Genomic DNA, 18,055 nt, shown 5'->3' with positions numbered 1-18,055 from the left:
ATGTTCATCCTGCGCTTCCTCTGGGCGGTCCTGACATCGCGCTGGCTGTGGACGCTGATCGGCATCACGCTGCTTTCGCTGGTGATCTGGGTGTTCGGCCCGATCGTCAAGGTCGGCGCCTATGAGCCGTTCGCCTCGGACAATGTGCGTATCGTCATCATCGCGCTGCTGGTCATCTTCTGGCTGATCTGGCTGATCGTTGCCCAGCGCCGCGCCATCCGCGCCAACCGCCTGTTCGTCGCCGAGATCGCGGCGCCCGTGGTGGAAAAGCCGCTCGGCCCCGGCGAAGAAAACGTCGCCGCCGTCGGCGCCAAGTTCGCCGAGGTGATGGCCGAGCTGAAGCGGCGCAAGCTGGGCGGGCGCAAGTTCCTGCGCGAGATGCCGTGGTATGTGATCGTCGGGCCGCCGGCCACCGGCAAGACCACGGCGCTCAGGCAGTCCGGGCTCACCTTTCCGATCGACCTGACCGATGATTTGCAAGGCGTTGGCGGCACCCGCAATTGCGACTGGTTCTTCTCGGAGAACGCGGTTCTGATCGACACCGCCGGCCGCTATGTCCAGCAGGAAAGCCAGCCCGACGTCGATGCGACGGAGTGGCTGGGCTTCCTCGACCTGCTGAAGAAGCACCGTGGCCGTCGCGCGCTGAACGGTGTCATCGTGGCACTGTCGATCGACACGCTTTCCGAGGGCGACGAAGCCATCAAGGCACATGGCCGCAAGATCCGGCGCCGGCTTGCCGAACTCAACGACCGGCTCGAGATCCGGCTGCCGGTCTATCTGATGCTGACCAAGGCCGACCTGATCAAGGGCTTCGAGCCTTTCTTCGGCGGCCTGTCGACGGCCTCGCGCGAGCAGGTGTGGGGGACGACCTTCGCGCTCGATGCACGCGTCGACGCCAAGATGATCGAACGGGAAATCACGACGCTCGCGGCCGAACTCGAGCGGCGGCTGGTGCCGCGCTTGGAGGACGAGGACAAGCTCGCCTCGCGCGCCGAGATCTTCCGCTTTCCCGCCCAGCTTGCCAGCCTCTCCGAACCGATCCAGGTGCTGATCGAGGCGATGTTCGGCGAAAGCCGCTACGAAGAAGCCGCCTGGCTGCGCGGCCTCTATCTGACGTCGGCGACCCAGGAAGGCGCACCCATCGACCGGCTGACCGCGGCATTGTCGTCCTCGTTCGGTCTGCCGCCGCGACGCGCCATGCCCGCGCCAAGGGTCGAAAAACGCAGCTTCTTCCTGAAGAACCTTTTGACCGAGGTCATCTTCAAGGAGGCCGGTCTCGGTACCTTCGATCCGCTGGCGCAGCGCCGCCGCACCTGGATCTGGCGCGGCGCCGCCGCCGCGTGTACGGCGGCGGCCTTGCTTGCCGGCGGGCTGTTCACCTGGTCCTACTTTGACAACCGCAATGCGATCACGGCCCAGGCCGGCCAGTTCGAGGCGCTGCAGGCGCCGCTGACCACGGCCGGCGCGAACCCGCCGTCGGTGGAACAGCCTGCCATCGACGGTGCCCTCGGCGCCATGGATGAGGTCGCGACCGCGCGCACGGCGCCGCCGGATGCAGTCCAGGATCTGCTTGGCCCTTCGGCCTCGGCGGAACTGGTGCGGGCCCAGGACGACACTTACGACCACGCGCTGCGCAACGTGCTGGAGCCGCATATGGTGGCGCTGCTCGAGGCGACGATGTGGCGGCAGATCCGCGATCCGGATTTCATGCTCGGCGCGCTGAAGACCTATCGCATGATGACCGGCCTGTCGCAGATGGATGCCGATTTCGCGCAGAACTGGTGGGTGAACAGCCTGCCCGAATTCGCGCCCGCGCCGCCCTTTCCGACCACTGATGCGGAGGAGCATCAGCTTGCCGCGATCCGCCGCATGGCGGTCGACGACAACTACATAGCGCCCGACAAGGCTCTGGTCGCCGAAGCGCTGAAGACGGTGTGCACGATTTCGCTGCCGCAGCGCGCATACAAGCAGCTGTTGGCCGACCCGGAAGTGGCCGCGGTCAAGGAATGGATCCCCGCCAATTTCGCCGGCCCCAACGGCGCCAAGGTCTTTGCCCGCCGTTCCGACAAGACGCTTCGCGTCGGCGTTTCCGGCGCATTCACCTATGCCGGCTTCCACGATGCCATTCTCGACCGGGTCGAGGATGTCGCCGCCCAGGCCGCACTCGATCGCGCGGTGTTCGCCGGCGGCTGCTCGGAGAATTCCGAAACCTCGGTCTCGGCACTGTCGGAGGACATTCTGAAGCTCTACTACGACGACTACATCGCGCAATGGGACAGTTTCCTGCGCGACATGAGGCTGGCACCTCTGAGCGATCTCAATGTCGCCAGCGAAAACCTGAAGGACCTTTCGAGCGCCGACTCCGCGCTGAAGCGGCTGCTGACGGCGGTGATGCAGGAGACCGACCTGACCCGGTCGGATGAGGCGCCCGCGGGAGATAACAAGGCGGCCGCGAAGGGCGGCTCGAAACTGCTCAGCAAGCTCGGCAAGCTGGGCAAAGTCGTGAAGACAGGCGCAAAGCTGCTGCCGCGTGCCGGCTCCGCCGACCAGGTGGACCTGACCGGCAGCCTGGTGGCCGAACACTTCAAGCCGCTCAAGGGTGCGATCGCCGAGGTCGACGGCCAGCCGCCGGCGCTCGACGCCGCCGTGGTGGCGCTGACGGCACTGTCCAACGTGCTGCAGACGGTCACCGCCAATCCGGACCCGCAGGACGCGATCAAGAAGCAGGGTGGACTGGCCGAGCTGACCGGAGCGGTCGCCAGGCAGGCGCAGATCCTGCCCGATCCGATCGACGACTGGCTCGGCGGCATCGCCGGCGACACCAGCGGCCTGACGCAGAAGGCGGTCACCTCGGAGCTCAACGCCATCTGGCGCGCCGACATCCTGCCGTTCTGCCAGGCGGCGCTCAACGACCGCTATCCCTTCAGCCCGGAGAGTGCGGTGGACGTCAATGTCCGCGATTTCGCCCGCCTGTTCGGGCCGGCCGGCCTGATCGACGCCTTCACCAACGACCATTTGATCAGCTATGTCGACACTGCCAGCCAGCCATGGAAATGGCGCGCCGATTTCGGCCTCGACCCTGCGGCGCTGGCGGCATTCGAACAGGCAAGGCGCATCCGCGACGACCTTTTCCCCGGCGGCACAGGTCCGGTGATGAGCTTCACGCTCGAACCGAAGGACCTGTCTCCCAACGTCACGCGTGTGACGCTCAATCTCGATGGCCAGAGCCTCGTCTACTACAACAACGCGACGCGGCCGCAACCGATGACCTGGCCCGGCAAGGACGGCACCGGAGTAATCTCGCTCGCCTTCCAGCCGATCGACGGCTCGCCCGAAATCATGCTCAACGAGACCGGCAGCTGGGCCTGGCTGAGGATGTTGAAGGGCGGCCGTTTCACCGGAACCTCGCTGTCCGACGTCTACAGCCTGCGGCTCGGCACGAAAGGCATGTACGCCGATTTCGAGCTCAAGGCGGCAAGCGTCGAGAACCCCTACAACCTGGAAATGTTCAAGAAATTCACATGTCCGCCACAGATATGATCCTGCCTGGCATCTACGGCAAAATGCCCGCCACCGGCGATTTCGTGACGCGGCGGCTGACGGGGGAGTTTGTTCGCGTGTGGGACCGCTGGCTGGCGCAGCATCTCGTCCCGCTGATCGGCTCGGACTCCTGGCCGCGCAACACCGCGCTGCGCTTTCTAGCCGGCCCGGCCACTTTCGGCGCATCGGCAGGTATTGTTCTGCAGAGCGCCGACAGGGTCGGCAGGCAATTCCCATTGAGTGTTGTCGCGCAGCTCTCCGAAGCTTCCTTGCAACTGGCTCACGCCGATGCATGGTTCGCCAGGATCGAGGACACGGCGGTCGCCGCCCAACAGGGCGAGCTGACGCCGGACGAACTGGATGCAGCACTGTCCGCATTGCCGGTGCCGTCTGTCGAGCCGGGCGACGAGGTTGTCAGTGATCTGGTCATGTGGACAAGCCGCTCGGACATCTTCGACATCGACCCGCTGTCGCCAGAAGTGACGCTGGAGCAGATCTTCGCCGCCAGCGTGGAGACCAGCTGATGCAGATCTGGAACCAGATGGGGTATCCGCACGAATTCACCATGGGCATGGACAAGGCCGGCCATGAGTGGATCGTCGTGGTGGTGAAGGGCACATTCGATTTCCCCTCGACGCCAGGCGGCCTGGTGCAGAAATCGGCGGAACAAGTGCCGCTGGTCATGGCCGACACGCAGACCGGCGAGCCCGGCTATTCGGCGACGCATTGGGAGACTGATTTCGCCTTTCGCAAGCCGCGCTGCGATGTGATTGCCAACGGCTGCGCCTATGCGCCAAACGGCAGGCCAGCCGAGCGCGTGCCGGTCGGCATCAAGGTGGGCAATTGGTCGAAGCTCTTCGAGGTTGTCGGCCACCGCGAATGGCGCTCCATCGGCCCGGTCTTTACTGCGACCGCGCCGCAACCCTTCCTGAAACTGCCGATCTCCTACGACGTTGCCTGGGGCGGCGTTGACAGGCTGGACCCGGAGGACAAACTACCCGCCAGCTACAAATACAACCCGGTCGGAACCGGCTGGTCACGCACGAAGAACCAGCGCCTCATTCCCGGCTTGCGGCTGCCGAATACGCAAGCGGTCGGCGAGGACATTCGCTCGCCCTTTGGCGATTACAAGCCCATGAGTTTCGGCCCGATGGGCCGCGGCTGGCCAGGCCGCATCGAATATGGCGGCACCTACGACGACAACTGGGTGGCCAACATCTTTCCGTTCCTGCCGCCAGACTTCGACGAGCGCTATTTCCAGATGGCGCCGCCGGATCAGCAGATCGACCTGCCCCGAGGCGGCGAAGACGTGCAACTCATCAATCTTACACCGGAAGGTCGGCTGGGCTTTCGTCTGCCTTCGACTGGGCTCTCAATGACGCTATTCAAACAGCAGCATCGGGTGTTCGATGGAAGTGTGTTGCCGGATACGATCCTTGTCGATGCGGAGAACCGGCGGCTTTCATTGGTCTGGCGTATCTCGCATCGGATCCAGCGGACGATCCTGGAGTTTACCGAGTGCTGGGTCGGCCCGCCGAGCGAGTCGATGTTGCGCGCGATGGACAGAGGCAAGGAATACATCCGCGCCAACCTGAAAATACCTACGGATAGCAACGCATGACCGGGTCGGTTGAAATCGTCTCGATCGGCATGGTTACGGCCGTGGGGCTCGACGCCCCATCGTCGTGTGCTGCTATGCGTGCCAAACTAGACGGGTTCCAAGAGACACGGTTTCGTGGTCCGCGTGGCGGCTGGCTGATCGGCGCACCAGTGCCGTTGCCGCGAACCTGGATCGCGGAGAAGCGCATCGCACATCTTGCATCGGGGGCCATCGTCGAAGCGTTCAGCAAGGCTCCTGAGGCGCGCGGTCAAACGGCGCTGATCCTGTGCATCGGTGAAGAAGGTCGGCCAGGTAATCCAGTCCGCAATGCCTCCAATCTGTTGCGACGCATCGCTGATATCGTGGAAATCGAGGCCTATTCGCGTTCCAGGGTCGTTGCGCACGGTCGCCCCTCCGGCCATGTCGCTCTCGAGCAAGCAAGACGCCTCATCGCATCGGGCGAAACGCCCTACATCATGATCGTGGGCGTCGACAGCTACCTAACCTCCGAGACCATCCGCCACTACATCGGCGAGAACCGCGTCCTTGCGCCGCAAAATCCAAACGGCTTCATCCCAGGCGAAGCAGCTGCGGCAGTCTTGTTGTCGCAACGCAGCAACAGGACGCTACGCTTGACTGGGCTCGGTTTGGCCCGTGAGCTTGCCACAATTTATAACAAGGAAGATCGTCCTCTTCGAGGCGACGGCATGACGACTGCCTACCGCGCCGCGCTGGACCAGACGGGCATCGAAATGAACAGGCTTGGCTACCGGATCTCCGATCTCGTTGGCGAGCAATACTGGTTCAAGCAGACCGCATTGGCGTCGTTGCGACTGATCCGAGGGCGCGATGCCTTCCAGGATCTATGGTCGCCAACCGAATTTGTCGGCAATGTAGGCGCGGCGGTCGTGCCAATGATGATGGGAATGGCATGGACTGCAGTCCGGAAAGGTTATGACAAGGGCAATCCAGTTCTTATCGAGGCTTCCAGCGACGGTGGCGCTTGCGGCGCCGCCATTTTCGCGGTTGCAAGCTGATGTCGACGAACGTTTTTGCCAATAGTCTGGAAATCTCCGGCAAAGCCGTCGACGCAAAGACTTTGGGGGCGTTTCCGGACGTCTGCTTCACTCCACCAGAAAATCCCGCTACGCCGCCGGGCGTACCGGTCCCTTACCCGAGTTTTGGCTTCGCGTCGGACACCGACAAAGGAACAGGTACGGTCAAAATCGCCAACAAGACCGTCAACATCAAGAACCAATCCTACCTGACCAAGACATCGGGCACGGAGGCTGGATGCGCTGCAAAGAAGGGCGTCATAACTTCCAAGAATACCGGCAAGGAGTACTTCAATTCCTGGTCAAGCGACGTGAAATTCGATGGCGAACCAGTTGTTCGCCATACGGATCTTGCGACGAACAACCACGCTTCCCCGCAAGCAAACACCCCACCCATGGTGCATGCGGCGCAGTGGGAAGTGGATGGCGTCTCATGCAAGACGATCCTGACCCGAAACGACATGGTTCTTCACCGCCATGGCGACAGCCCATGTGATAGCAAGAAAGGGGAATGGTCGGAGCACTATGTGGAAAATCAATTCATGGCGGTCTCGGGCAATCGCAACAAAACCAAGGCCAAGTTTAAAAACTATAAATGCGACGACGCGCCCTGCCTGTGCATGCACTCCAAATGGACCAAGGGCGACAGCAAACCCAGTGGCATCAGAAATGGCCAGACCACCGGAACGGACCACTACGACAAGAGTAAGGTCTGTCGTGACAGCCTGAAAAATGATGATCCAAACTTAGGTGAATTCACGGACACCTGCGCAGAGGCGTCGGCGGAAAACCATGAGAATATGGCCGGCAAATCCGCTGCGGAGAAAGCAAGAGTAGCAGCCTGTTTGGTCGCAGTTTTCCTTGCTCACATTCAGGAAAAAATCAATGAGCACAGAAAAGCAACCGGCAAGCCGCCCGTGAGCATCAAAGACGTTAGAGCCATGACCCGGTAGGAGTTACCCGTGAGCAAATTCACCGACGACATTGAACTTATCCTACGGGATCCGCGCTACCACGCGCAATGTATGCAGATTGTTCCATTTGGACGTGACCACTGCGCCCTACTCTTCGAACTGGGGACGCAGGATCATGACGTTGCCTATTCCGTCGTTTTCGAAGTGAGTAGTTTCGCCCCCGGAACACAGAGCCAAACCTTCAAAGTGGCCGACTGGCTTGCATCCCTCACCTCCCCAAGCCTAGCCAACCTTTTTGCCCTTGAGGTGGGAAGGGTGGTCTGGCGTTACCGCAATGGCGGCTGGATTTCGACGAAGGTTGCAAAGAATTTGATGCAACGCGTGTGGTCCTACGATGACGGTCTCACTCTCTTGGTTGGAGACAAAGGGCAGTCGTGGGCGTTTGACGGAAATGCCTGGTCGGCCTTGAAACCCGATCGCCCGCATCGCTTGCGTGACGTTCACGGACCACGGCGTGACCTCATCCACTGCGTAGGGCAGGCTGGAACCCTGCAGCGGCTGACTGAAGACAGATGGCAGGCAATCGATCTGCCCATCGAAAACGATCTTTGGGGCGTTTTCGTAACGCCGGACGGCGTTGTTCGTGCCTGCGGGAACGATGGGACATGTATCCGCGTGGTAAACGAGGAGATGATTGAATTAGAGGCACCGAAGAGCAGATTTTTCTGCGTTCACCAGTTTCAGGGTGAGATATATTGGGGTGACAGCGAGTTTGGCATCTACCGAGAGCAAGGCAACCAGCTCGTCCAATTCCACCCGGCCGGTACTGGCTGGGATATGCGTTCGGACGCCGAATATCTTTATCTTGTCGGAGGCGGCATTGCCTGGCGCTTCGACGGCAAGAAATGGAACTCGCTACAACTTGATTACGACGGCACCGACCTTCGATTGATCCAGTAATTAACGCGGCAGATTGGCCGCCAAATATTTCCGCACCGTCACAATATCGAGCTGGGTGACAGCAATCGGTTGAACCGTGGGCTGAAGCATCCTGACGACAAACAATTCGCCTGCCTCGGGATATTCGGCCAATCGCTCTTCAGCTATCTCGCGACCAAAATCTCCCGCGACGCGTAAGCCGTCCAGGTGCGCCTCCAGCCGCTCGATCAATCGCGCCAAGCGATCTTCATCCATGTCGGGATTCTCTTCCGGATGAAGCAAATGGTAATCGTAGACGGTCCAAAGGAAGGCGGCCATCTCCGCGTGCTGGCGCACGATCTCGCGAAGCACCGGAACGGGCATTAGTTCAAATTGATCGAACCGCCACGAATGCGGTTCGATGCACTTGCGTGACTGACAAGGTAGGTACCGCGAATCGTTATGTGACCGTCCTTTTCCATGACAATGGAAGCCTTGCCACAACGCAGCTCAAGCCGTTCGTCGGCATTGATGTGCACACTTTCACCGTCCCGAATGACCCGCCCAGACGATTTGCGGACAGGATCGACAATACGCCCGACGATCAAGGGCATTCGTGGGTCGCCTCCCTGGAACAGCAGCGCGATTTCCGAGCCGATCATGGAAGATGTCAGTTCAGTGAGGCTGCGCGCCGGAAGGGCTGTCAGCTCCGGGTTGCCGGGAAAAACGACCAGCGGGGCGCCTTCATCAAATCCTAGAAATATCCCGATTACGACGCCTTCAATTTTCGCTACCGTCCTAGCCATTCTGCACCGTCTCTTAGTTCTGATTAATCTTGCTGCCCTTCATGGTGATATTCTTCGACGCCTTTACCTCGACTTCACCTGATCCGATGATGGTAATGTCTTTTCCCTCTATGGTGATCGTCCCATCCTTCTTCATGCCGATCGCAGCCGATCCGCATTTGATAACGATTGCGTCGCGAGCCTCGATCGACAAAGTCTTGCCGACTTTGATCCCGCCATCCTCGCCAATTTCCACCAAACTCTTCTTGGCAATCTTGAGTGCACGATTGCCACCAACCTCAGTCACGTCATCCTTGGCGATCTTGGCCGAGCGCCCCGCACCAATATCGCTACCCTGATCCTTGGCGATCTTGATCGTCTGGCCGGCACCTATCTGCACGCTCTGCGCCGCCGCGATGTTCCAACTATCCGCTGCCCCGATGTCGTGGCTCTGCGCTGCTCCCACCGTCACCGAGCGCGAGGCGCCGATTGTATTCGCTTGCGGGCCACCCACGGTTCGGGTCTCGGATGCTCCGACACTGTCGACCCTAGCCGCGCCGACGGTGATCGTTTGTACCGCGCCCACCGTTTGCGTGTGCGCGATGCCGATCGTTTCCGTCGAATTCGATCCAATGCCGATCGTCTCGTTCGAGCCCACCGTCAACGAGCGGTTGACGCCCACTGTCTCGGTATCGTTGTTGCCGATATTCGTCGTCTGGTCGACGCCGACCTTGACGGTCTTGTTGTTGCCGACGTCCTCGTCGAGGTTGTGGCCGACGGAGTGCTTGGCGTCGTGGTCGATGCGGTCCGACTGGTCGTGCTGGACCAACTTGGTGCGGTCGTTCTTGATGAGGAGCTTGTGGTCCTTCTGCGCCTGGAAGTTGACCAGTTCGGAGCCGGCCTTGTCCTCGAACATCAGCTCGTTGTAGCCGCCGCCACCGAGTGAAGAGTCCGACTTCCAGCCGGATTGCGTCGCGTTGCCCGGCAGCCCGTAGGGCGGCATCTGCGAGGCGTTGTAGACCCGGCCGGTGATGATCGGCAGGTCGGGGTCGCCCTCGATAAAGTCGACGATGACCTCCTGGCCGATGCGCGGTATCTGGATGAAGCCCCAGTTGCTGCCGGCCCAGGTCTGCGAGACCCGCACGAAGCAGGAGCTGTTCTCGTCCTTCTTGCCCAGGCGGTCCCAATGGAACTGCACCTTCACCCGCGCGTATTTGTCGGTGAAGATTTCCTGCCCGGATGGGCCGACCACCGTCGCCGTCTGCGGCCCGCGCATGATCGGCCGCGGCGTAATGCGTGGCGGACGATAGGGCACGGCGGTCGGCGCCAGTCCGAGGATCACCTTGAAGTTCTCGCTGCCGACGTCGGCAAGGGCCCTGTAGCCGGGGTCGAACAGCCTGTATTCGGCGCTGACCACCAGATATTCCTGGTTCTGGTCCTCGCGCGGAAAGCCTTCCAGGTTGAACGTGCAGCCCGAAAACAGGCCGCGCACCGTTCCAACTGCTGAAATGCGCTGGTGAACGGCCTGAATTTCCTCGCGCCGGATCGCAGCCAGCTTGTCGCCCCGCCCCAATTCGAGATGCGCACCGGGGTTGCGGTAATTCTCGCCCGCGGCCTGCTTGTGACCGAACGGCTGCGCAGACTTGGCCATGAGGCTGGCGCCCGGCTTCTCGAAATCATAGTCGGTGTGGACGTAGGCGCCCGGCCGCACCGAACTGCCCGGAATCCAATCGGTGATGTATTCGACGTCGCGCCGCGAGCCCTGGCCTTCGAAATGATACGGCACTTTCTCGTAGCCCGGCGCCGGTTTCAGCTTGCTCATCGCATCGGTGAGCACAAGCGTATGCTTGCCGTCGTCATGCTCGAAGAAATACAGGATGCCTTCATGCTCGAGCAGCCGCTGCACGAAATCCAGATCGGTCTCGTCATATTGCACGCAGTATTCGCGCGGCGGATAAGACCCTTGCAGGCGCAGACTGAAATCCGCGATGCCGGATTCGTTGAAGACCTCTTTGACGATGTCGGGGACGCTTTTCTTCTGGAAAATACGGCAATCGGTGGTGTTGCCGAGAAACCAGAACCACGGCCTGACGACCGCTTCATAATAGGCCAGCCGGTCCTCGATTCGGGTCAGCCGAAACTCGGATATGAGCCCGCTGAACCAGCGTTTCGGATCGGATTCACCTTCGACCGAAACGGCGCCTCCCAGCATCTTCAGCGGGTCGACATCGTGGCTGGTGCTGACGAAACCCACCGTATAGGCGAAACAGCGGCTGATCTCATCGCGCCCGACAAGATGGGTAAACGTCAACAGTTCGGCGCCAACCGGCGTCTGCACAACCGTGGCACGTTCGTTCGGCATGGGTCGTGCCCCTCCAGGACGCGGCCGCCAGTGTGAAGGATTTGAAGTTCCCGCTATGTTAAGCGCATCACGTTCGGAAGCTTCTTGGGCCGCCACACAAGGCCTTGTTCAACCTACCATATGTTTTCCCGCCGACCAAAAGAAGAAGCAGCGCCCGAACCTTGCCCTGAAGCCGTTTTGAAACCGATAACAAGCTCGAGCGATCGACCGGCTGAAACGCGGCTGTCCCGCCATGCTCACAAGCTGCTAGAATGGCGAAGTATCAATCAGCGGTCTGCGGCTAGTTCGGATGTTCATCAGTCTCCAGATCAATAACGTCGACGCCTTGCCCGCCGACATTTCGACCGGCTACGCTGCCCGCGATCGCAGTTTCGAGATCGGCCGCGAAAATTGCGACTGGACCTTGTCCGACCCGGACAAGTTCATCTCCGGCCGGCACTGCGAGGTCCGCTACCAGGCAGGTGCGTTCTGGCTTTACGATGTCTCGCGCAACGGGACCTTCATCAACGGATCGAGCCAGCGCATGGCCGGCCCGCATCGGCTCGGTCATGGTGATCGGCTGCTGATCGGCCGCTATGTCATTTTCGTATCGATCGACGACGAGCGCGCCGCGACCGGTCATCCTCAAGGCCATGGCTCGACGCAACGGGAAATGCCGAGCCCAACGGGCCGGCCGCTGGATTTCGCGGACAGGCCTTCTTTCAGCCCGGCGGAGCGAGCGCCGGTGGCGGCACCGTCGCTGCAGCCCGTGTCCCTCCCCTCGACAAGAGACGAGGTGCTGCGCGAAATTGCCATCGCGGCGGGCATCTCGCCGGACCTGCTTCAATCGCGTGATCCACATGAGGTTGCCGCCGAGATCGGCGCGGTGCTGCGCACGGTGGTCGAGGAACTGGCGATGCTGCTGAAAGCCCGCGCGGCCGCGAAAATCCTGGCCAAGAGCATGCACCGCACGATGATCAGCGCCACGGACAACAATCCCCTGAAATTCGTGCCTGGAACCGACGACATCCTTGAAATCATGTTCGCGCGGCGCAGGGCCGGCTATCTCGACGCCCGGCACAGCATCGAAGACGCCTTCCGCGATCTGAAGACGCATGAATTCGCCACCTATACCGCCATGCAGGCGGCGCTCTCCCGGCTGCTTGACGATTTGTCGCCAGAAGCAGTGGCCAGGAAGCTGCCTCCTACCTCGTTCACGTCGAAGAAAAGCCAGGCTTGGGATGCCCTTGTCGCGACATGGCGGACCATGGAGGAAGCCCACGAAAACGGCATGCTGGATGTGTTCCTGGCCTATTTCAGCGAAGCCTATGCCAAGGCCGACAAGCAGAAATAGACCGGCAATTTGCAACCCTGTCGCAAGATCCCGGAAACCATGCCAGACGCCCGGCAGGCGAAGAACAATCTCCTCGGCCTACTGCGTCCTTCCCATCGACGATCTCTGAGATTACGATCACATACGACAGTTCGCCAAGCGGGTACGGCTGATTGACCTGGGGGTCTGCGGCAAATGTCATGTTACGGCGGGATAGCGTTCTGTAGCCAATCTTCCTCCGGACACTGCCCTCGTCAGCGGAGGCCGCATTTCCTGCACCTGACCAGGGACCGTTTCGCGCCGATCTGGCGCGAACGCAGGTGCCGCGCAGCGGATCGGCAATGAGCTCGAAGGACGATCCTTTCGGCCCCGCGGGCAAGACCGTCATTCGCGCGCCGCGGCGCGAGCGCAAACCGGCGCCGGTTCCCCAGGAACCCGGCGCCGATGGCGGGCAGCCGGCGCAGGTCAAGCAATCAACGGTCTTCGATCCAGGCGTCGGCAGCCATGCGCCGGTGGGCTGGACATCCGGAACTGTGATCTATCAAGGGGCGCCACCCGGAGCGGCAGGCGCAATAGGCGCTTCCGCGGCTGCGCCTGCCTTGCAGCAGGCTGTGCTGATCGATGCCGCCGACAGCGTCAAATATGCGGCCCAAAACCCGATCCTCGCCGCGGCGGCACCCTTGCTGATGCTGCTTGGCCAGTTCAGGCTTATCCCGGTCGAAAGGCAGGCGGAGCCGCTGGCCGAACACATCGCCGAAGCGATCGAAAAGTTCGGCCGGACAATCGAGAAATCCGGCGTCGCCAATGAGGATGCGCGGATCGCGAAATTTGCTCTTTGCGAAACCGTCGACGATCTCGTCGGCAACCTGCCCTGGCCCAAAGAGGAGACCTGGGCGCGGCACGGCATGGTGTCGCGTTTCTTCCATGTCGAACCCACCGGTACCGGCTTCTACGAGGCGCTGAACAAGGTCCTGGCCAAGCCGGAAACGCATTACGACCTGCTCGAACTGATGCATGCCTGCCTGTCGCTCGGGTTCGAGGGCCAGTATCGGGGGTTGCCGCGCGAGGACAACAATCTCGAACGCGTCCGGCGCGACGTCTATGAGACGCTTCGCTACTTCAAGCCGCGTGACGGCGAGGATATATCGCCCCACTGGCAAGGCCTGGCGGCGACGATGGCGCAGCCCTCCGCGCGGCTGCCGCTCTGGGCCGTTGCCGCCGCCGCGACTGCACTGCTGACGGCGGCATTCTTCGCCTTGCGGGTCGTCATCACCAATGAGGGCGACGCGCTCGCCGGCGAGTTGCTGGCGCTCAATCCGTCGAGGCCGATCACCATAGAGCGCGCCAGCGTGGCGCCGCTGACCAAGCCGGTGAAAGTCGCTCCGCCCGCCGTCACCACCCAGCTCGACCGCATCCGCGCGGCACTGGCCAAGGAAGTCGAGGGCGGCGGCCTAAGCGTCGGCACGAAGGGCGACTTCATCGTCATCGAAATTAACAATCTGGTGTTGTTCCAGCCCGGCAAGGCCGAATTGAAGCCCGAATTCATGGCGATTGCCGCAGACATCGCCGCAGCCCTGAGCGCCGAACCGGGGCCAATCAGGATCGTCGGCCATACCGACAACGTGAAGCCGCGCAAATCGAGCGCGTTCAAATCCAACTTCGACCTCTCCGTCGCCCGGGCGAAGGCCGTCGAAACCATCATCGCACCGCAATTCAAGGACGCTTCGCGGATCACGGTCGACGGCAAGGGCGAAGACGAGCCGATCGCCGACAATGCGACACCGGAAGGCCGCGCCAGGAACCGCCGTGTCGACGTGATGATCCCGCGCGAGGAAACACTGTGAGCGCGCCGCGCTGGAGGCGCCGCTGATGGGCTGGCTGCTGCGGATAGTCAGCATCCTCGCGCTGGCCGGCTTTTCGGCCGCCGTGTGGTTTGCCGGGCCCTTGATCCGTTTCGCCGATACCCGCCCGCTGGGTCCTGTCTGGCTGCGCGCGACGATCATCAGCGTGATCGTGGCAATCGCGGCGCTCTCCTGGGGCTGGCGTTTCTGGAAAAGGCGAAAGGCGCAAAAAGCGCTCGAAACCGCGATTGCCGGCAGCCGCGACAGGATTGACGACTCGCAAGTGCTCGAAGCGCGCATGAACGAGGCGATCGAGACGCTCAAGCGGTCGAGCGGCAAGCGCAATTTCCTCTACGAGATCCCCTGGTACATCGTCATCGGCCCGCCAGGCGCAGGCAAGACCACGGCGCTGGTCAATTCGGGCCTGAAGTTTCCGCTTGCCGGTTCGGGCGATGCCCAGCCGGTGGCCGGCGTCGGCGGCACGCGGTCCTGCGACTGGTGGTTCACCGACGAGGCCGTGCTGATCGACACCGCCGGGCGCTACACGATGCAGGAGTCCGACGCGCAACGCGACAAGAGCAGCTGGCTCGCCTTCCTGTCGCTGCTCAAGACACACCGCACCAGGCAACCGATCAACGGCGTCATCCTGGCAATTAGTCTGGCCGATCTCATCAGCCTCGACGATCAGAAACTCGAAGCCCATGTCACGGAGATCCGCAGTCGTCTGCGCGAAGTCTACGAGACACTGAAGATCCAGTTTCCGGTGTATCTGCTTTTCACCAAGGCCGATCTTGTCTCCGGCTTCATGGACTATTTCGGCGATTTCGACGAAGCGCGCCGGCGCAAGGTCTGGGGTGCGACTTTCCAGACAGCGGATCGCAACAGGAACATGGCCGGCGAGGCCGCCGCGGAATTCGACCACCTGGCAAGTCACCTGGCGGAAGAGATCCCCGACCGCCTCCAGGAAGAGGCAGATCCGGTCGCGCGCATCGCCATCTTCGGCTTTCCGGCGCAATTCGCCGCGCTGAGGAGCCGGATTGCCGGGTTTGTCACCGGCATATTCGATCCGGCCCGCAGCCAGGTGAACGTCACCCTGCGCGGCCTCTATTTCTCGTCGGGCACGCAGGAGGGAACACCGATCGATCAGCTGCTGGGCACGATCGGCCGCAGTTTCGGCAGCAGCTCCCAGGCGCATCTTTCCGGCACCGGCAAGAGCTTCTTTCTGCATGACCTGCTGACCGACGTCATTTTCGCCGAGTCCGGCTGGGTCTCCTACGACAGGGCGGCGGAGCGACGCGCGGCGATCGCCAGATATGGCGGCTTTGGCGCGATCGCGCTGATTGCGGCCGCGGTTCTTGGCACGCTGGCGCTGAGCTTCACCGCCAACAGATCGCTGATCGGCTCCACCGCGCAGGCCATCAGCCAATATCGCCAGACGGCGGAAGCGCTGCTCAAGAGCACGACGGTTACCGATGTCGACCTCGAAAACGTCATCGGCCCCCTCGACCAGCTACGCAACCTGCCTACAGGGTATGAGACCAGTGAGGTGCCGGCACCAGTCGAGGAAACCTTCGGCCTCAGCCAGCGCGAAAGACTGCTCTCGGCATCAAAGGCGGCCTACCGGCAGGCGCTGGAACGAACCTTCCGCTCGCGGCTGCTCATCCAGGCCGAGCGCACGATCCAGGCCAAGATGGCCGATCCTGCCGCGCTCTACGAACCGTTGAAAATCTATCTGATGCTGGGCGGCAAGGCGCCGAAGGTCGACGATGAGCTGATCGTTTCCTGGATGAGGCAGGATTGGGAGCAGAACCGGTATCCGGGCGAAAACAACCGCGAGGGACGGGCGCAACTCGAAAAGCATCTGCGCGCCATGCTTGCGCTGGACGACGCCTATGATCCGGTCTTCGAACTCAACCGGCCGCTGGTCGAAGCCGCGCAGCGCTCGCTCGGACGCATGAGCCTTGCCGATCGTGCCACGGCCTTGATCAAATCGGCGATCTACGCAGCGGCGCTGCAGGATTTTTCCGTAGCCGCGAAAGCCGGCCCGGAAGCACAGCTGCTGTTCGAGCGCATCGATGGCAGCGAGCTGTCGGATCTTCGCGTTCCCGGTCTCTACACGCATGCCGGCTTCACCGACTTCTACCTCGGGCAGCTCTCGCGCATTGCCCAGATGCTCGTCGACGACCAATGGGTTCTGGGTGGCGGCGGCGAGCAGGGTGGCATCGACCAGGAATTGCTCAAGCTCGGCCCCGAACTCCTCGACCGCTACGGCAAGGAATTCGCCACGGCATGGAACGCCATTCTCGACCAACTGAGATTCAAGGCGATGCTGAAGGACAAGCCGAACTATATTGCGCTGTCCGCTGCCTCATCGCTAGGCTCGCCGATCGACCGTCTTTTTACCGCGATCGCCGACGAAACGGCTCTGACCCGATATCCTGACCCAGGCAGCGAGGCCGACGCAGGCGCGGCTCGAAACCAGCCGCAGGACACTGCGGATTTCGCCAGGGGCCTGTCTCGCATCGGCTTACAGATCGGTAGCGGAAAATCGCAAAGCCGCGCCGGCACGGGGGCCGCGGGTACACAGGGCCAGCATCCCGGCGCCAACATCGAGGCGCAGTTCAGGTCGTTCCAGGCTCTGGTGAGCGGCCCTGCCGGGCGCCGCCCGATCGATGCGCTGACCCAGAATTTCCGTGACATCCACCAGAGTCTGAAACTGGCGGCCGACGTCCCTTCGCAGACGGAACACATCAACGCGAACCTGCAGCTGCAGATCGCCACGCTGCGCGCCAATGTCTCGCGTCTGCCCAAGCAGCTTGCCCGGATGGTCAATGCGACGGCCGACGAGTTCGAGGGCAACGTCACCGAGACCTCGGTGGCGAATCTGAACCAGACGCTCGAACAGACGGTCACGCAGCCCTGCGAGGAGGTGGTCAACGGCCGCTATCCCTTTGCCAGCAATGGCACTGAGGACATTGCGATGGCGGATTTTGCCAAACTGTTCGCGCCGGGCGGCGTGATGGACCGCTTCTTCGCGCAGAATCTCGCTTCGCTGATCGACATGACCGGCCAGGACTGGAGCTGGAAACAGGATGCGCGCTTCGGACGCGACCTCTCGAAGTCGACCTTGAAGGACTTCCAGCTGGCTGCGGAAATCCGCACCGCCTTTTTCCCGCTGGGCGGATCGGTGCCCTCGATCAGCATCACCTTCACGCCGTTTTCACTGCATGGCGACGCCGATGCGGCGGTGCTCGACGTCGACGGACAGACCGTCCAGAGCAGCCAGGCGGGCAACACGCCGAGCACGGTGGCCTGGCCGAACGGCACGGCGTCCTCGTCCGCCAGCCTCAGCCTCACGCCGGAGATGCCGGGCCGCGAATCCGCCATCAAATTCGACGGTCCGTGGGCGCTGAAGCGGCTGCTGGACAAGGCGGCCATCACCGGCAGCGAAGGCAATATGGAGGCGCGCTTCGTGATCGGCGGACGCGATGTCGCCTATACGTTGCAGGCCGGCTCTGGACCCAACCCCTTCCTTCTTCCCGCCCTTTCCGCGTTCAGCTGCCCGAAAGCGTTTTGAGATGGCCTTTCAGCCCTTGACGATACCCTGCCCGGTCCACGGACCTCCGTGCCTTGATTTCGATACTCTAATGTTCGTGCTTGTGGCAGACTGGCGCATGCGAGCGCCCGACGGTGCGCCACAGAGGACGCTTGAGAAGCGCTTGGTGGCA

At 62.0% G+C, this 18,055-nt stretch carries 12 protein-coding genes; 9 read left to right on the top strand and 3 right to left on the bottom strand.

The features are described from left to right. The 6 genes from tssM (AC1RUK_RS05755) to AC1RUK_RS05730 are packed head-to-tail and all read left to right on the top strand — an operon-like array spanning window position 1 to window position 8,069. The gene (gene tssM, locus AC1RUK_RS05755; protein ID WP_481836414.1) at window positions 1-3,540 is read left to right on the top strand and encodes a type VI secretion system membrane subunit TssM; all 3,540 of its coding nucleotides are present in this window, start codon (window positions 1-3) and stop codon (window positions 3,538-3,540) included. After that, window positions 3,537-4,064, top strand: coding sequence for a type VI secretion system-associated protein TagF (gene tagF, locus AC1RUK_RS05750; protein ID WP_481836415.1), 528 nt, complete (start codon window positions 3,537-3,539; stop codon window positions 4,062-4,064). The genes tssM (AC1RUK_RS05755) and tagF overlap by 4 nt, the downstream gene beginning before the upstream one ends. Beyond that, the gene (locus tag AC1RUK_RS05745) at window positions 4,064-5,161 is read left to right on the top strand and encodes a DUF2169 family type VI secretion system accessory protein (RefSeq protein ID WP_481836416.1); all 1,098 of its coding nucleotides are present in this window, start codon (window positions 4,064-4,066) and stop codon (window positions 5,159-5,161) included. The genes tagF and AC1RUK_RS05745 overlap by 1 nt, the downstream gene beginning before the upstream one ends. Continuing rightward, entirely contained in the window at window positions 5,158-6,177 is a 1,020-nt protein-coding gene (locus tag AC1RUK_RS05740) for a beta-ketoacyl synthase N-terminal-like domain-containing protein (RefSeq protein ID WP_436172673.1), read from the top strand. The genes AC1RUK_RS05745 and AC1RUK_RS05740 overlap by 4 nt, the downstream gene beginning before the upstream one ends. Next, the gene (locus AC1RUK_RS05735) at window positions 6,177-7,148 is read left to right on the top strand and encodes a DUF4150 domain-containing protein (protein ID WP_481836417.1); all 972 of its coding nucleotides are present in this window, start codon (window positions 6,177-6,179) and stop codon (window positions 7,146-7,148) included. Before AC1RUK_RS05740 ends, AC1RUK_RS05735 begins: the two co-directional genes overlap by 1 nt. A gap of 9 nt (window positions 7,149-7,157) precedes the next feature. Beyond that, window positions 7,158-8,069 carry a hypothetical protein gene (locus AC1RUK_RS05730; protein ID WP_481836418.1) on the top strand — a complete coding sequence of 304 codons (912 nt, stop codon included), beginning with the start codon at window positions 7,158-7,160 and terminating at the stop codon, window positions 8,067-8,069. Here AC1RUK_RS05730 and AC1RUK_RS05725 read toward each other — a convergent pair whose 3' ends face one another. From AC1RUK_RS05725 to AC1RUK_RS05715, 3 genes are read right to left on the bottom strand one after another with little or no spacing between them, the layout of a single operon-like run. Next, window positions 8,070-8,411, bottom strand: coding sequence for a hypothetical protein (locus AC1RUK_RS05725; protein WP_436172676.1), 342 nt, complete (start codon window positions 8,409-8,411; stop codon window positions 8,070-8,072). Further along, window positions 8,411-8,833 carry a DUF6484 domain-containing protein gene (locus AC1RUK_RS05720; RefSeq protein ID WP_436172677.1) on the bottom strand — a complete coding sequence of 141 codons (423 nt, stop codon included), beginning with the start codon at window positions 8,831-8,833 and terminating at the stop codon, window positions 8,411-8,413. Before AC1RUK_RS05720 ends, AC1RUK_RS05725 begins: the two co-directional genes overlap by 1 nt. Window positions 8,834-8,846: 13 nt before the next feature. Continuing rightward, window positions 8,847-11,174 (bottom strand): type VI secretion system Vgr family protein, encoded by a 2,328-nt coding sequence (locus AC1RUK_RS05715; protein ID WP_481836419.1) that lies wholly within the window; start codon window positions 11,172-11,174, stop codon window positions 8,847-8,849. Between the two features lie 289 nt (window positions 11,175-11,463). Here AC1RUK_RS05715 and tagH point away from each other — a divergent pair, with 289 nt between their 5' ends. The 3 genes from tagH to tssM (AC1RUK_RS05700) all read left to right on the top strand — a co-directional run bounded on the left by tagH (window position 11,464) and on the right by tssM (AC1RUK_RS05700) (window position 17,904). Continuing rightward, entirely contained in the window at window positions 11,464-12,507 is a 1,044-nt protein-coding gene (gene tagH / locus AC1RUK_RS05710) for a type VI secretion system-associated FHA domain protein TagH (RefSeq protein WP_481836420.1), read from the top strand. Between the two features lie 320 nt (window positions 12,508-12,827). Next, on the top strand, window positions 12,828-14,330 hold the full coding sequence (gene tssL / locus AC1RUK_RS05705) for a type VI secretion system protein TssL, long form (protein WP_481836421.1): 1,503 nt from the start codon (window positions 12,828-12,830) through the stop codon (window positions 14,328-14,330). Window positions 14,331-14,355: 25 nt separating this feature from the next. After that, window positions 14,356-17,904 (top strand): type VI secretion system membrane subunit TssM, encoded by a 3,549-nt coding sequence (gene tssM / locus AC1RUK_RS05700; RefSeq protein ID WP_481836422.1) that lies wholly within the window; start codon window positions 14,356-14,358, stop codon window positions 17,902-17,904. Window positions 17,905-18,055: the final 151 nt, after the last annotated feature.

The sequence above is a fragment of the Mesorhizobium monacense genome (assembly GCF_056781675.1).
Note: the sequence above shows the minus strand (reverse complement) of the source record. Positions and strands in the feature narration are given on the sequence as shown.

What these genes read in the sequence shown, in the direction of transcription:
- tssM (WP_481836422.1), top strand. Translation starts at nt 14,356, where the DNA reads ATGGGCTGGCTGCTGCGGATAGTCAGCATCCTCGCGCTGGCCGGCTTT.
- AC1RUK_RS05745 (WP_481836416.1), top strand. Translation starts at nt 4,064, where the DNA reads ATGCAGATCTGGAACCAGATGGGGTATCCGCACGAATTCACCATGGGC.
- tssM (WP_481836414.1), top strand. Translation starts at nt 1, where the DNA reads ATGTTCATCCTGCGCTTCCTCTGGGCGGTCCTGACATCGCGCTGGCTG.
- AC1RUK_RS05735 (WP_481836417.1), top strand. Translation starts at nt 6,177, where the DNA reads ATGTCGACGAACGTTTTTGCCAATAGTCTGGAAATCTCCGGCAAAGCC.
- AC1RUK_RS05725 (WP_436172676.1), bottom strand. Translation starts at nt 8,411, where the DNA reads ATGCCCGTTCCGGTGCTTCGCGAGATCGTGCGCCAGCACGCGGAGATG.
- tagF (WP_481836415.1), top strand. Translation starts at nt 3,537, where the DNA reads ATGATCCTGCCTGGCATCTACGGCAAAATGCCCGCCACCGGCGATTTC.
- AC1RUK_RS05740 (WP_436172673.1), top strand. Translation starts at nt 5,158, where the DNA reads ATGACCGGGTCGGTTGAAATCGTCTCGATCGGCATGGTTACGGCCGTG.
- AC1RUK_RS05715 (WP_481836419.1), bottom strand. Translation starts at nt 11,174, where the DNA reads ATGCCGAACGAACGTGCCACGGTTGTGCAGACGCCGGTTGGCGCCGAA.
- tssL (WP_481836421.1), top strand. Translation starts at nt 12,828, where the DNA reads ATGAGCTCGAAGGACGATCCTTTCGGCCCCGCGGGCAAGACCGTCATT.
- tagH (WP_481836420.1), top strand. Translation starts at nt 11,464, where the DNA reads ATGTTCATCAGTCTCCAGATCAATAACGTCGACGCCTTGCCCGCCGAC.
- AC1RUK_RS05720 (WP_436172677.1), bottom strand. Translation starts at nt 8,833, where the DNA reads ATGGCTAGGACGGTAGCGAAAATTGAAGGCGTCGTAATCGGGATATTT.